Here is a 14212-nt window from a genome sequence, read left to right as displayed (position 1 = left end):
TGCAGAAAGATGGCGAAAGAGACCAGCTATTCCGCCCGTTTCGACCACTTCACTTCTGGCTTGAAGTCGAAATCCGTGTCGAATGGATAGCTCGGGCGCGGCGTGTGCTTGCGCTCGGTGCGCTCGACGAACTGGTCCACCACACCGGGCGACAGCGCCATGATACCCGGATTGGCGATGGGGCCCAGTTCGGGCGAGAGATAGCCCGATTTCACCGCAATGATCTTGGCGCTTTGTGGGTCGAGCCCCAACCGGGTGAAATCGAGGATATTGTGGAATGGGCGGCGGCGCGCGGTCAGCACCAGGTCGATGCCGCCAATCCGCACCACCGCTTCGCGCAGATGGGCGCTCTCGGCCTGGACCAGAAACACCACCTCGGCCTCGGTGTCGACCGGCGTGCTCGCTGGGTCCAGGCTTGCCCCGATATGAAGTGCTACGCGCGCGCCCACCCCCGCTGCGTATGCGGCGTCCGTGGCGGCTTTGTCGGCAATGCCGGCAAAAATCACCCCCTGCGCGTCTCTGGCCATCAGCGCTGCCAGCATTTCGGCGCGATCACCCACGCCGCCGCCGGTCGGATTGTCACCCGATTCGGCCAGGACCACTGGATGGGTCTCGCTGGTCACCGCGCGATCCACGCATTGTTCAATCGAGCCGGTTTCCATGCCGAAGACAAAGCCCTCGCGGATATCCCAATAGTCCTGCGCCAGATGGGCCGCCGCCTTCTCGATGGCCGCCCGGTCGGTGCCGGTCACCACCGCACAGGCCGTGGCGCGCGGCTCGTCGGCCCAGACATAGCCGACCTGGAAGCTGGCATCCCAGATTCCGCTCGGCTCCTCGACCTGATGGATTTGCGTATAGAATGTGCGCGCCGGCTCGTCCTGGGTCGAGGTGCGCTCGCCCGGCAGCAGCACCGGCACCGGTGCCCAGGCAAGCACCGGCTTTACGCCGGTCTTGAGCGCTCGCACCAGCATGGTCACGGCACGACGCATGGTGTCCTGCACGTCGATATGCGGTGCGGTGCGATAGGTCGAAAACATGTCCAGCCCGTCGATGATACGCTGCGAAACATTGCCATGCAGATCATAGGACGCCGCGATCATCACATCCGGGCCCACCACCTCGCGCACCGCCGAAATGAAGTCGCCCTCGGCATCGAACATGCCTTCGACATGCATGGCGCCGTGCATGGCCAGATAAACGCCATCGAGCGGCAGAGCGGCTTTGAGGCCATCGAGAATCTCGGCCTTCCAGCGGTCATAAAGCGCCCGTTCCACCGGCCCGCCGGCAATGGCGCGGGCATGCAGGATGGTCACGAACTCGGCGGGAAAATGCGTCAGGAAGTCGAAATATTGATCCTTGAGCATCGCTGGACCGCGCAGCACGCGAAAATCGGCTTCGCGCGCCAGGACGGGGTTATAGGTGCTGCATTCAGTATGCAGGCCAGCAACGGCAATGCGCATCAGAGAACTCCAGGAACTTCGGCTTCGGGGTTATGGGCAGGCTGGGCCCGACGGGGCGTCAGCCGCCCGGTGAGAAACAGGCTCACCACCAGCATGGGGATGACGCAGGCGACGCCCAGTCTGATGTCGCTATGCTCGGCCACAAAGCCGATCAGCGGCGGGCCGATGAGAAAGCCGGTCAGTGCCACAAAGGACAACACGGCCACATTGGCCGAGGCAGCGCGGTCGCCAATGCCGGCAGCCGCTGTCACGGCCAGCGGAAAACCGACCGAAACGCCAATGCCAATGGTGCCAAAACCGATCAGCGCGATCTCGATGCTCGGCGCCACGAACAGCAGGACCGCACCGAGCACCGCCAGCGTGCCGCACAGCCGTGCCGTGTTGACGCTGCCCAGCCGGCGCTTGAGGAAATCGCCGCCAAACCGGCCGGCAGCCACCATGAAGGCAAAGACCGAATAGCCCAGGCCCACCAGCCCGCCCTCGGCATTGAGCGCATCGCGCAGGAATATGGCCGACCAGTCGGCCATTGCGCCCTCCGTCATGGTAATGCCGAAGACGAACAGGCACACCCCGACCAGCGCCGGGCCCGGCAGCGACCATGCCGAACGTTTCGGCGCTCCGGTCTCGCTTTCAGTGCTGTCGTCCAGCGCAGGCAGCGCCCACCCGGCCAGCAATGCGATGGGAAGCACGGCAAAGGCCAGCAGGGGCAGCGCGATGCCCGGCCCAATCCCTGCGGCGACAAAGCTCGAGCCGATCAGGCTGCCCACCATGATGCCCAGCGACCAGCAGCCATGCGAGGTATTCATGATCAGCTTGCCGGTGGATTTCTCCACCAGGTCGGCTTCGACATTCAGCCCCAGTTCGACAAAGGAGATCGACGACCCGGCCAGCATCAGCGCGATGAACAGGAGGATCGGGTCCGGTGCCAGCACCGGCAGGCAGGCGGCAACCGAATAAAATACAAAGCCGATCAGGATCGCCATGCGGGCGCCGATTCTGCCCACCAGCGGCCCGGCAAAGGGCAGCGTTAGTAAGGTGCCCACCGGCATGCCGAGCAGCGCAATGGCCAACGCCGCCGAACCCAGCCCCAGGGCAGACTGGATCTCGGGAATACGCGGCAGCCACGAACCAAAGGCGATCGGCTGAAGAAAGAACACCAGCATGACAAGGCGCTGTGGCGTGAGGAGTGACATGTAGAACCCGGTTGCTGAAGGAAACCCCTCACCCGTCTCGGCCTTGGGCCGATCCACCCCCTCCCCGTATGGGAGAGGAATAACAGGCGAGCGCGCTCGTCTTCTCCCTCTCGGGGAGAAGGTGCCCCAAGGGCGGATAAGGGGGCTTTGAGCCGAAGAGAGAACGCTTCAGCGAAGCGTTCTCAGATCAAAAGCCCATGCGAGCTATGCTCGCATGGCGGGGGACGCCGCCGAGCCCATCGGATAGGGCAGGTAGCCGACAAACCCGGTGAGCTTCCACTGCCCGTCCACCTTGCGGCAGAAATAGAGGGTCTGCCAGTTCAGCACGTCCTTGCTGCCATCCGCCAGGGCGATTTCGCCGTTGAATTTCTTGTGGGCAATGGCACGTTCGCCGGTGATTTCAATCTCGGTCAGGCTGGTCGCGCGGTGGATGCCGGCTTCCTGGTCTTCGGCATAGACCACCTTCTGGCCCTCAGCGGCCTGACGCAGCCACTCGTCGCGATATTGCGCGAGCGTGGGATAGCTGATGGTCCAGCCATCGGGATTGTCGTTTTTGTTGCCATTGATGCCCATGAAGTCATCGGCAATAAAATCGTCTTCCACCATCGCCCAGTCGGCATTGACGAAGGCCTTGATGTCGCGCGGCACCAGCATGGTCCAGATCGCCGAGCGATCGGCGTCGTTGGGGAAGGGGTTGGTCGATAGGCTCATTTAGCGTCTCTTGCCTGCGTGGTGACGCGCTGATGCACGTTCACCAGTTCTGTTTCAAATTTTCACATGCGTCATGTGTTTGTCGCCTCGTGAAAGAGGCCACATGGATACCAATTGCGACATGGTGCGCCCATAAAGGACTTTTGTCCACACCTTCTCCCAAGCTGACCGCCTCGGATATGCCCAGAAAAGCAGCAAAACGGCGCGCATTTACGCAAGTTTTTATGGTGGCTTAAATTGGTATTGTATTGGCGTCGAATGTGTGTTGACATTGTGTTGGCAAGGCGCCTAGTCTTGAAAATCGTTTACACAAACGACGCCGATCCGCAAGAGGTCGGGGATTGAATAAAACAGGGAATGGCAAGGTATGCGGGTAGGCATTATCGGTCTCGGCTATCGTCTGGGTTATCTGGCGCGGGTGTTTTCCGCAGCGCGGGACGATTTCGAGATTGTGGGTTATGTCGATCCGGCGCCGGCCGGTCTGCCCTATACCCAGGAGCATGGCGTTTCCGTTGGTCGGCAATATGACAGCCTCGAACAGTTGATCGACGAGGCCGATCTCGATCTGCTCATGGTTGGCTCTCCCAACCACATGCATCTTGAGCACATCCGCATCGGCCTCGAACGCGGTATGAAACTGTTTGCCGAAAAGCCGGTGGTGACTTCGCTCGAGGATACCATGGCGCTGGCCGAACTGATCGGCCAGTACGGGTCCGACAATGTCATGGTGGGTCTCGTGCTGCGCTACGCCCCGCTCTATGTCGATCTGCGCAAGGCGCAGGCCGAGGGCAGGCTGGGCGACGTCACCTCGATCGAGGCGTCCGAAACCATCCCGCCCTATCATGGCGCGTTCTTCATGCGCGACTGGCGGCGCTACCAGCAGTATTCGGGCAGCTTCATGCTCGAAAAGTGCTGCCACGACCTTGATCTCTATAATGGCGTCATGGGTTGCCGTCCGCGCTATGTGGCCAGCTTTGGCGGGCGCAAGAGCTTTACCCCTGAAAATGCGCCCCAGGATGCCGGCATCAACGATCTCGACGTCTATCACCGCAAGCCGTCCGGCTGGCAGGGCTCGGACAAGGTGTTCGATAGTGATGGCGATATCATCGACTTCCAAACCGCCATCGTGCAGTATGAAAACGGCGCGGCTCTGACCTTCCACACCAATATGAACGTGCCCGACGATTTCCGCCGTTTCGCGGTAATTGGTGCCAAGGGCATGGCGGAAGGCGACTTTATTCGCAACTATTTCAAGGTCACCGACAGCCGCACCTCAGAGCGGCTCGAGGACAAGACTTACCAGACCTCCGAGTTGAGCCAGCACTATGGCGCCGACGAGCAGATGGCCGAGGATATTCTTCTCCATATGATCGACGGTGTGCCCCTGCCTGTCTCGGTAACCGATGCGCTCGAGGCCGGCCTTCTGGCGCTGTCCATGGATGAGGCTATGCGCAACAAGAGCGTCGTCGACATGGCCCCGATCTGGCAGCGCTTCGACGCTGCTCTGGGCAAAGGGAACTGAGGAGAAAGCCGATGACCAGCACCAGAAGCGCTACCCTCTTCGCCCTCGCCCTGCTGGCTCCGGCCTTGCTCTATATCCTGGTCATCGTGGCCTACCCGCTGGTCGATACGATCATCCTCAGCTTCACCAATGCTTCGCTGCGCCCCGGCTATGACTTTATCGGCTGGGCCAATTACGAGCGTATTTTTGGCGCCGGCAACTTCACCGAAGTCATTGTCCGTACCTTTATCTGGACCTTCTTTTCGGTCAGCCTGAAAATGATCATCGGCATGGCGGGTGCCGTGCTGCTCAATGCAGCAATTCCAGGCCAGATTGTGTTCCGCATTCTCACCATGCCGCCCTGGATCGTGCCCATGGCCATCGGCATCTTCATGTGGGGCTGGATGTATAACGGCCAGTTCGGCATGATCTCCGGCCTGCTGCAGAATTTCGGCATCACCGACGGCCCCATCGCCTGGCTGGCCTATGGCGAGACCGCCTTCTGGGCCACGATCATCACCGATGTGTGGATCGGCGTACCCATGGTCACCATCTATTTCCTGGCCGCCATGCAGTCGATCCCGCGCGATCTGCACGAAGCTGCCTGGACCGATGGCGCGGGCCGCTTCTATCGCTTCCGCCGCATCACCGTGCCGCTGATGGTGCCCGCCATCATCACCATGAGCCTGCTTTCGCTCATCGCCACCTTCAATTCCTTCGACATCATCTGGATCCTGACCCAGGGCGGCCCCTCCGGTTCGACCACCACGATGATCATCGACACCTACAAGACCGCCATGGGCTCGCGCCGATATGGCGAGGGTGCGGCACGTGCCGTGGTCATCTCGCTCTTCGTGACCGCCTTCTGCATTGTTTACTTCCGTGCCGTCCGCAAGCTCCAGCAGGGAGAAGCCAAATGAGCGACGTCGCCCGTTCCACCGAGGTCGCGGCCGCCGACAGCAAGGCCAGCGTCCAGCCTCAGCCCAAGGCCGGGGCCCGCCGCGGTCTCTGGTCAGCCAGTCGCCCGATGATCGATCGCTACAGCCTGCTCGAAGTGATCGGGCTCTATGCCGGCATCGCGCTGTTCCTGTTCTTCGTCCTGGCCCCGTTCATCGAAGGGTTCCTGGTGTCATTGAAACCGCTGGCCCAGCTCTTCTCGACACCCTACAGCTTCATTCCCGAAAACGGGTCTTTTGCGGCCTATTTCAGCATGTGGGAATCCGTGCCTGCCCTGGGCATGCACATCTTCAATTCCTTCTTCATCTCCACCGTTGTCACGGCCATCGTGGTCGCCATAGTGGTGCCCGCCGCCTATGCCTTCGCCCGCTTCAATTTCACCGGTGCCGGGCTGCTCCTGGCCGGGTTCCTCGCGGTCAACATGTTCTCAGGCGCCGTGTTGTTGATCCCGCTGTTCCGGCTGATGCGCACGCTGGGCTTGCTCAATACCTATTGGGCCATGATTGTGCCGGGCGCCGCTTTCCTCATTCCGTCCTCCGTCTGGCTCTTGCGCACCTATATGATGCGGATTCCGCGCGAGTTGGACGAAGCCGCCTGGGTCGATGGCGCCAGCCGCCTCTACACCCTGCGCCGGGTCATCCTGCCGCTGGCCATGCCGGGCGTCGTTGTGGTCGCCATCATGACCTTCATCGGTGCCTATGCGCAGCAGTTCATCTTCGCGCTGACCTTCAACTCCAAGACAGAATTCATGCCGCTGCCGGTCGGGCTCTTCGCCTTCTTCGGCAAGCAGGAAGTGATCTGGAACGAGCTGATGGCGGCGTCCTTCATCGGAATCCTGCCGGTCATGATCGTCATCGTGTTCCTGCAGCGCTATCTCGTCGCCGGTCTCACCGCCGGTGCCGTGAAGCAGTAACCGGAACGGTGCCAGTCCGGGCCAGGTCCGGGTCGGAACCGCGCCGTCAAGGTTTGGAGATCGTTCAACAGCCAATGTTGAACGGCTCCGGAAGGGCCGAGGGGCCCGTAAACAAGGGAGACTACCAAGTGAAAAAGACAATCGGTTTGGTGACCGTGTCCATGCTGGCTTTGGCCGGTGCCGCTCCGGCGGCCTATGCCCAGGACAAGGAAATCACCTTCATCAACTGCGGTGACGAACTGACCGCTGGCTATGCCGAGTATTTTGCCGAGTGGGAAGCCGAAAACCCTGGCTACAAGGTCATGCCCGAGATCGTGGGCTGGGGCCAGTGCCAGGACAAGGTGACCACGCTTGCCGCCGCCGGCACGCCGGTTTCCCTGGCCTATGTCGGTTCGCGTACGCTCAAGCAGTTCGCCATGAACGACCTGATCGTGCCCATCCCGATGACCGAAGAGGAAAAGGCTTCCTACTACAACTTCGTGCCCGAAACCGTGACCTTCGACGGCACTCAGTGGGGCGTTCCGGTAGCCTTCTCGACCAAGGCCCTGTTCTGGAACAAGGATCTGTTCGAGGAAGCCGGCCTTGATCCCGACACCCCGCCCAAGACCTGGGAAGAAAAAATCGAGTTCGCCAAGCAGATCACCGAGAACACCGACGCTGCCGGTTACGGTGCTGTGGCCAAGACCTTCGACAACACCATGCACCAGTTCCTGCATTGGGTTTACACCAATGACGGCCTGGTGATCGATGACGAAGGCAACATCACCCTGAACTCGCCGCAGGTTCTCGAAGCGCTGACTGCCCTGCGCGACATCATCCCCTATTCCGAAGAAGGCCCGACGGCCTACGAGCAGAACGAAGTTCGCGCCATCTGGCTCGACGGTGGCGTTGCCATGATCGAAGCTTCGGTCGGTGCCGCTCTGCGCGCCGAGGAAGCCGGCATGAACTGGGGCGTCGCACCGCTTCCGCTCGGCCCGCAGGCCAAGGGTCCGGGCACGCTGCTGATCACCGACTCCCTGGCCGTGTTCAAAGGCACCGGTGTGGAAGAACAGGCGATCGACCTGGCAAAGTTCATCACCGCGCCTGAGCGTCAGTGGGATGCCGAAATGGCCCAGGGTCTGACCCCGCTGCGTCCGCTTGAGCCGCAGACTTCGGACCTGGTTGCCGAAAAGCCATACTGGAAGCCGTTCCTGGACGGCATCGAGTTCGGTGGTCCCGAGCCGCTCTTCAACGACTATATCGGTCTGCAGAACACCATGATCGAAATGGTCCAGTCGGTCGTGACCGGCGCCGCCGAGCCGCAGGAAGCCATCGATAAGGCTGCGTCCGAGCTCGAACTCTATAAGTAACTTCGAGCCGTCCTTAGGGCAGATCGATCCGGTGGATCGATCTGAGGCGAGAAGGCCATGAGAGCTATGCTCGAATGGCACCTCCCGACCGCCAGCCGTCGCCCCTCAGGGGCGGCGGCGCACCAGACGCGTTGCTCATCCTGCCCAACCAGTCACTGGCAGAGCGGCGCGACACCAAGATTCATTTCGCCCGGAGACGCGAACCATGTCGCAGCTGAGCCTCAAGCGCCTCGAAAAGTCCTTCAACGAAGCCCGCATCATCAAGGGCATCGATCTTGATGTTTCCGATGGCGAGTTCGTGGTTTTCGTCGGCCCCTCGGGCTGTGGCAAGTCCACCCTGCTGCGCATGATTGCCGGACTTGAAGATGTCAGCGAAGGTGAGATCGAGATTGGCGGCCAGATCGTCAATGATCTGCCGCCCGTACAGCGCGGCATCGCCATGGTGTTCCAGTCCTATGCGCTCTACCCGCATATGAGCGTTTACGAGAACATCGCCTTCCCCCTTCGCGTTGAAAAACTGCCCAAGGCCGAAGTCGACAATCGCGTCCAGGCCGCCGCCAAGGTACTCCAGCTCGAAAGCCGTTTGCAGCACCGTCCCGGCCAGCTCTCTGGTGGCCAGCGTCAGCGCGTTGCCATCGGCCGCGCCATTGTCCGCCAGCCCAAGATTTTTCTCTTCGACGAACCGCTGTCGAACCTGGACGCTGCCTTGCGTTCGGAAATGCGCATCGAGCTGATGGAGCTGCACAAGCGCCTGGGCTCGACCATGATCTATGTGACCCACGACCAGATCGAAGCCATGACCATGGCCGACAAGATCGTGGTACTCAATGCCGGTGAAATCGCGCAGATCGGCTCGCCCCTCGAGCTTTATCACAAGCCCGACAACCTGTTTGTCGCCGGTTTTATCGGCTCGCCCAAGATGAACTTCATCAATGGCCGGGTGCGCGCCGCCAATGGCACCACCGTCACTGTCGATCTGGGCAAGCTGGGCACCATCGAACTGCCCCGCACCAGCACTGAAGTAGCCGGACAGGACGTGACCCTGGGCATTCGCCCCGAGCACCTGACCTTGGGCCGCGGCGAATTTGTCATCGAAACCACCCCCAATATCGTCGAGCATCTGGGCATCCACACCATCGGCTATGCCACCCTGCCGGGGGGCGAGAACTTCATCGGCCTGTTCGAGGGCAATCCCGATCTGGACGATGGCAAGCCCATGGCCGTTGGGTTCGACATTGCGCAAGCCCACCTGTTCGACGCTAAAGGGCTGGCTGTCTACTAAGGTATCGGCCGGCAAAGGGGGCGCGTGATGCTGGACATAGTGGGGCTGCTGCAGACCGAGAAGGACGCCTTCACGCGCTCCGAGCGGGCCCTGACCGAAATCGTCCTCGCCGATGTCGACAGCGTGCTGAAAATGAGCATCGTCGATCTGGCCGCTGAGGCCGATGTGTCCCCGCCCACCGTCACCCGCTTCTGCCGGCGGCTCGGCTGCGATAGCTACGCCGATTTCAAGGTGCGGCTGGCCCAGTCGCGCTTTGTCGGCCAGCGCTATTTCGCCCCGACATCGGGTCCGCTGAGCGTGCATGAGATTGCGCAGGGCATCGTCAACGGCATTCAGTCCACCATCTACGACACCTTCGATACGCTCGATTTCGACGCCATCGAGCGGGCCGCCGAATCCATCGTCAAATCCAATTTCATCCTCAGCTTCGGCTCCGGTGGCGCCTCTTCGATGATGGCGGTGGAAACCGAGGCCCGCCTGTTCCGGCTTGGCCTCAAGGTCGCCGCCTCGATCGACCATCAGGTGCAGATGATGCGCGCCGCCTCTGCCCCTTCTGGCGCCGTGGTCATTGCCTATTCGCTCTCCGGCAACAACGTCCCGCTGGTCAAGGCGCTCTCGGTGGCCGGCGAATATGGCCTGACCCGAGTTGTGGTCTCACGCCCCGGCTCGCTCATGGCCGAGCAGGCGGACATCTTGCTGCCCGTGCACTGGCGCGAAAATCAGGACATCCTGCGTCCCACCCCGGGCCGCTATGCCTTCCTCGCCACGCTCGACATTCTCTCCCAGACCATTGCTGCGCGCCTCGGCCCCACCGCGATTGCCAGCATGCGCCGCATAAAACATCAACTGGTCGTCAATCGCGACGGCGACGACGCCCAGCCGCTGGGGGACTGATGCTTCCGCACGCACCAACGCAAGCCACCCTCACCTAGCCTCCCCCTGTCCAGGGGGAGGGACGGTCTTGTTGTTGGCGCCGGCAAACCCGCCCAGCACTCGATCAATCCCTCCCCTCCTTCAGGGGAACTCGACCACCACGACACAATACTGGACCCCACCATGTCTTTTTCCCTCGTCACCACCTGGTCCCCTGCCACCGACAGCGAACCGCTGGGCTATGGCATCGAGCTCACCAATAATGGCGATACGCCGATCAGCAATTTCCAGCTTGGCTTTTCCGGTCCCGCCCGTATCGACCCGCAGGCCACCCTGGAAAACGGCAAGCTTTTAAAGCGCCTCTCCAACCACACCATGATCGCCCCGCCCGATGGCTATGTGCTCGAGCCCGGCGCTACCTGGACATCCACGGCCCGCGGCCTGTCCTATGGTCTGCGCCACTGGAGCGACGGCGCCAACTCCGCCTATCTCGTGCTTGAAGGCGGCGAGATCGTCGCCATCCCCACCGCGCCGACCCAGGGCAAGGGCCACAATTCGCCGCTGCTGAAGGGCGCGATGAAATTCCCTGTGCCCGCCAAGGCGCCGGCGCCGTTCTCCATCATCCCCTGGCCTAGGCACGTCGAGGCGAGCGGCAATCGCATTGCCCCTCCGGGCTTCGATCTCAAACCAGAAGGTGACCTGGCCAGCCGCGCCGCCTCGGCCTTTGCCGACCTCACCGCCGAGCTTTTCCCGGTCGAAGCCATCGTGCGCCCTGCTGCCGAAGCCGGCATGCCGGTCCATATCGTGGAAAAGCCCGGCCTCGGCGCCGAAGCCTATGAAATTGCCTTTGCCGACAACAGCGCCACAGTGTCCGCAACCACGCGCCAGGGCATGTTCTATGGCCTGGTGACCCTGGGCCACGTGCTGCGCGGTGCCAAACAATATCCGGCCACCTTCAGCTTTCCCACCGCAGGCACCATCAGCGACGAACCGGGCTTTGCCTTCCGCGGCAGCCATCTCGATGTGGCGCGTCAGTTCTACACTGCCGCCGAGGTCAGTCGCCTTATCCGCCTCATGGCCTGGAACAAGATGAACAAGTTCCACTGGCACCTGACCGAGGACGAGGCCTGGCGCCTCGAGATCGAGGCCTATCCGGCCCTGACTGAAATCGCCGCCTGGCGCGGCCACGGCAAGGCCTTGCCGCCGCTGCTCGGTTCCGGTCCGCAGCCCACGGGCGGCTATTACAGCAAGCAGACCGTGCGCGAGATCGTCGCCCTGGCCGATGATCTGGCCATCGATGTCATCCCCGAGATCGACATGCCGGGCCATTTCTACGCCGCCCTGCAGGCGCTGCCCGAACTGCGCGATCCCAATGAAAAGGGCGAATACCAGTCCGTTCAGGGCTTCCCCAATAACAGCCTCAATCCAGCGCATGAACCGGTCTATACATTCGTCCAGACCGTCATCGACGAGGTGCTCGAGCTCTTTCCAGCGGGCGTCTTCCATCTCGGCGCCGACGAAGTGCCGCTGGCCGCCTGGTCCGGCTCGCCCCTGGCTCTCGACATGATCGAGCAGATGGCTGGTCCCGCCATGCGCAAAAAACACGAGGCCCAGTTCAACCAGCTCGGCAACGCTCACGGCGCCGACGAAATCGAGGGTTCGCCTACCGCGATCCTGCAGGCCGAATTCATCAAGCGCGTGCACAACTACATCGCTTCAAAGGGCGCCATCACCGGCGGCTGGGAAGAGGCGGCCCATGGCGATGCTGTCGCCAAGGACAAATCCTATGTCATCGGCTGGCGCAATGTGGAGATTAACGCCGAACTGGCCGAACGTGGCTTCGACATCGTCGTCTCGCCCGGCCAGCGCTATTATCTCGACATGGCCAATGGCGTCAGCTGGGCCGAGCCGGGCGCCGGTTGGGCCGGTTGGTCCGGCCCGCAGGAAACCTACGAATTCGAAGCCCGCGAGGGGTTCTCCGAGGAGGGCCTGAAGCACCTGATCGGCGTCCAGAGCTGCATCTGGTCCGAGAGCATGACTGACCGCGCCATCTTCGACCGGCTGGTCTTCCCCCGCATCTCGGCCATCGCCGAAGCCGGCTGGACCCTGCCCGAGCGCAAGAGCTGGGAGCGCTTCAAGTCAATGGTCGGCCTGATGCCGATCATGTATGGAAACTGGTCTGCGGAGTAAGCGGCCCCCCGCATCCGACCACGATTATGGCGGTACACCCGATCCGTTCCTCCCCCTATCAGGGGGAGGTTAGGTGGGGGTAAGTAAGGGCAAGCCTGCCGTTCGAGCACTGCTCTCACGGCCATGCCGTCTCAAATCTCTCCACTGGAGAGATTTGCCCTACGGGACAACTTCAAGCCCAGGGATCCTCCACCATCGGCCAGATATCCCTGCGCGCCTTGCGGTAATCCGTCTCCGCCGGCCGGTTGGGATAGGGCTTGCCGGCCGAGCAATAGACGATCTCCGAGGCGATCCTGGAGAATGAGTCGTAAAAATGGTTGGTCGACTTGATCAGCAGGATTTTTCGCGATTTTGGGTCGATCCCCAGCGCCGCAAACAGGCTGGGGTCGAAACTCTGGGCGCGGGTGGAGTTGAGGATCACATCGATCCCGTCGAAATGCACCCATGCCGCATCGCCAAACGGGGCAAAGCTGTCGCCGAATTTCATCTCCGCATTGCGCACCAACCGCTCGACGCGCACTTGCGCATCGATCGGCTGGCCGGTGAACGGCGCCGATTTGGCCCCGAAGCGCAGCGGAATGACCGCGCCTTCGCCCGCCGCAAAACAGATCTGCACCGCAATCGGGTCCCAGATAGTGCCCACTGCGACATCGGTAACGCCACGGGCAATCATCTCGGCCAGAATGACCGTGGCATCGCCCGCCGTGCCGCCGCCCGGATTGTCCCACACATCGGCAATCACCACCGGGCCCTTCGGCGCGGCCAGCGCGGCCTCCACGGCGGCCTTTTCATCCACCTGGGCAACCATGAAGGTGCCGCGCATGTCATAAAGCGCGCGCCCGAGCTTTTCGGCCAAGGCCGCGCCCATGTCGGGCTGATTGTTGGTGATGGCCACCAGCTTGGTGCCCATTTCGGGCACATCGCCCGCCATGAAACCATGCACGACCGAGAGCGAGAGCAGCTCCGGCTCAGACTTTTCCAGCGCCGTCAGATTGTCGACAAAGCCGCGCATGGGTTGTTTCGAGGTCGGGAACACGTCGATCATGCGGCAATCGAAAATGCTCATCACCGGCTTGATTTCCCCCTTGAGGGCGCGCACGGCGATGTCCCACAGCTCGCGGGCCCGCTCGACGAAATCGGTATGCGGGAACTCTTTGAAATAGACAAAGAAGTCCGCGGCTGCCGCGCGCTTGGCAGTCAGGTGACTATGCGGATCAAGCTCGGCACAGACCAGCACATCGGGGCCCACAATGGCGCGGATGCGGGCCAGCAGATCCCCCTCTGGGTCGTCATAGCCCTGGGCGACCATGGCGCCATGCAGTCCCAACACCACGCCATCCACCGGCATGGCGGCGTGCAACTGGCCGATGATTTCGTCGCGCAATTCCTCATAGGTCGCCTGGGCAACAAGGCCAGCCGGATCAGCCCAGCTTGCCGTCCCCTCGATCAGCGTCCATCCTTCCCGCGCGCAGACTTCGCGGCCAACGGTGATCGGCGCTGTGCACAGGGTCGGGGTCGATGGATGCTGGCCCGGCTTGGCATGCAGCGACGCCTCGAAGGCACGCTTGTCGATGGCAATCGGGGAGAAGGTATTGGTCTCGGTGGCCAGGGCTGCGGTGAAAAGGCGCAAGGGAAGCTCGTGCGATAAAAATGGCAACAATGCTGAAGCGGTGTCGCAGCCACGCTACACCATGCGGTGGCGCGATTCACGTAAGAAATTTACATTTTTTGTCATGCCTATCGCATCTTCCTACCGATTGTGGCTATAAAACTGCTACCGAGA

The 14212-nt window shown here is 61.8% G+C and carries 11 protein-coding genes; 7 read left to right on the top strand and 4 right to left on the bottom strand.

Annotated features, from left to right (window positions below; genetic code table 11):
- Positions 1-26 precede the first annotated feature (26 nt).
- The 3 genes from GGR20_RS12660 to GGR20_RS12650 all read right to left on the bottom strand — a co-directional run bounded on the left by GGR20_RS12660 (position 27) and on the right by GGR20_RS12650 (position 3364).
- A complete protein-coding gene (locus GGR20_RS12660) occupies positions 27-1460 on the bottom strand; it encodes a M81 family metallopeptidase (RefSeq protein WP_183311727.1) in 1434 nt (477 codons plus the stop codon).
- Positions 1460-2710 carry an MFS transporter gene (locus GGR20_RS12655; RefSeq protein ID WP_338084930.1) on the bottom strand — a complete coding sequence of 417 codons (1251 nt, stop codon included), beginning with the start codon at positions 2708-2710 and terminating at the stop codon, positions 1460-1462. The genes GGR20_RS12660 and GGR20_RS12655 overlap by 1 nt, the downstream gene beginning before the upstream one ends.
- Before the next feature lie 147 nt (positions 2711-2857).
- Complete coding sequence (locus GGR20_RS12650; protein WP_183311726.1) at positions 2858-3364, bottom strand: hypothetical protein; 507 nt, start codon at positions 3362-3364, stop codon at positions 2858-2860.
- A 367-nt stretch (positions 3365-3731) separates the two neighbouring features.
- Between GGR20_RS12650 and GGR20_RS12645 the strand changes: the two genes are divergently transcribed.
- The 7 genes from GGR20_RS12645 (at position 3732) to GGR20_RS12615 (ending at position 12429) form a co-directional block, all read left to right on the top strand.
- Positions 3732-4886 carry a Gfo/Idh/MocA family protein gene (locus GGR20_RS12645; protein ID WP_183311725.1) on the top strand — a complete coding sequence of 385 codons (1155 nt, stop codon included), beginning with the start codon at positions 3732-3734 and terminating at the stop codon, positions 4884-4886.
- A gap of 11 nt (positions 4887-4897) precedes the next feature.
- On the top strand, positions 4898-5785 hold the full coding sequence (locus tag GGR20_RS12640) for a carbohydrate ABC transporter permease (RefSeq protein ID WP_183311724.1): 888 nt from the start codon (positions 4898-4900) through the stop codon (positions 5783-5785).
- 107 nt (positions 5786-5892) lie between these two features.
- Positions 5893-6735, top strand: a complete 843-nt coding sequence (locus GGR20_RS12635; RefSeq protein WP_183311916.1) for a carbohydrate ABC transporter permease — start codon at positions 5893-5895, stop codon at positions 6733-6735.
- A 161-nt stretch (positions 6736-6896) separates the two neighbouring features.
- Positions 6897-8084, top strand: coding sequence for an extracellular solute-binding protein (locus GGR20_RS12630; RefSeq protein WP_183311915.1), 1188 nt, complete (start codon positions 6897-6899; stop codon positions 8082-8084).
- A gap of 205 nt (positions 8085-8289) precedes the next feature.
- Complete coding sequence (locus GGR20_RS12625) at positions 8290-9366, top strand: ABC transporter ATP-binding protein (RefSeq protein ID WP_183311723.1); 1077 nt, start codon at positions 8290-8292, stop codon at positions 9364-9366.
- Between the two features lie 27 nt (positions 9367-9393).
- Positions 9394-10260 carry a MurR/RpiR family transcriptional regulator gene (locus GGR20_RS12620; RefSeq protein ID WP_183311722.1) on the top strand — a complete coding sequence of 289 codons (867 nt, stop codon included), beginning with the start codon at positions 9394-9396 and terminating at the stop codon, positions 10258-10260.
- Between the two features lie 162 nt (positions 10261-10422).
- Positions 10423-12429, top strand: a complete 2007-nt coding sequence (locus GGR20_RS12615; RefSeq protein WP_246349589.1) for a beta-N-acetylhexosaminidase — start codon at positions 10423-10425, stop codon at positions 12427-12429.
- A 172-nt stretch (positions 12430-12601) separates the two neighbouring features.
- Here GGR20_RS12615 and GGR20_RS12610 read toward each other — a convergent pair whose 3' ends face one another.
- Entirely contained in the window at positions 12602-14059 is a 1458-nt protein-coding gene (locus tag GGR20_RS12610) for a M81 family metallopeptidase (protein ID WP_183311721.1), read from the bottom strand.
- Positions 14060-14212 lie beyond the last annotated feature (153 nt).

The organism is Devosia subaequoris, assembly GCF_014197055.1.
GTDB lineage: Bacteria > Pseudomonadota > Alphaproteobacteria > Rhizobiales > Devosiaceae > Devosia > Devosia subaequoris.
This window is presented reverse-complemented; position numbering and strand designations above follow the sequence as displayed.

Coding starts and splice junctions, on each gene's coding strand:
- GGR20_RS12625 (WP_183311723.1), top strand. CDS start 8,290: ATGTCGCAGCTGAGCCTCAAGCGCCTCGAAAAGTCCTTCAACGAAGCC.
- GGR20_RS12660 (WP_183311727.1), bottom strand. CDS start 1,460: ATGCGCATTGCCGTTGCTGGCCTGCATACTGAATGCAGCACCTATAAC.
- GGR20_RS12635 (WP_183311916.1), top strand. CDS start 5,893: ATGATCGATCGCTACAGCCTGCTCGAAGTGATCGGGCTCTATGCCGGC.
- GGR20_RS12620 (WP_183311722.1), top strand. CDS start 9,394: ATGCTGGACATAGTGGGGCTGCTGCAGACCGAGAAGGACGCCTTCACG.
- GGR20_RS12645 (WP_183311725.1), top strand. CDS start 3,732: ATGCGGGTAGGCATTATCGGTCTCGGCTATCGTCTGGGTTATCTGGCG.
- GGR20_RS12615 (WP_246349589.1), top strand. CDS start 10,423: ATGTCTTTTTCCCTCGTCACCACCTGGTCCCCTGCCACCGACAGCGAA.
- GGR20_RS12640 (WP_183311724.1), top strand. CDS start 4,898: ATGACCAGCACCAGAAGCGCTACCCTCTTCGCCCTCGCCCTGCTGGCT.
- GGR20_RS12630 (WP_183311915.1), top strand. CDS start 6,897: ATGCTGGCTTTGGCCGGTGCCGCTCCGGCGGCCTATGCCCAGGACAAG.
- GGR20_RS12650 (WP_183311726.1), bottom strand. CDS start 3,364: ATGAGCCTATCGACCAACCCCTTCCCCAACGACGCCGATCGCTCGGCG.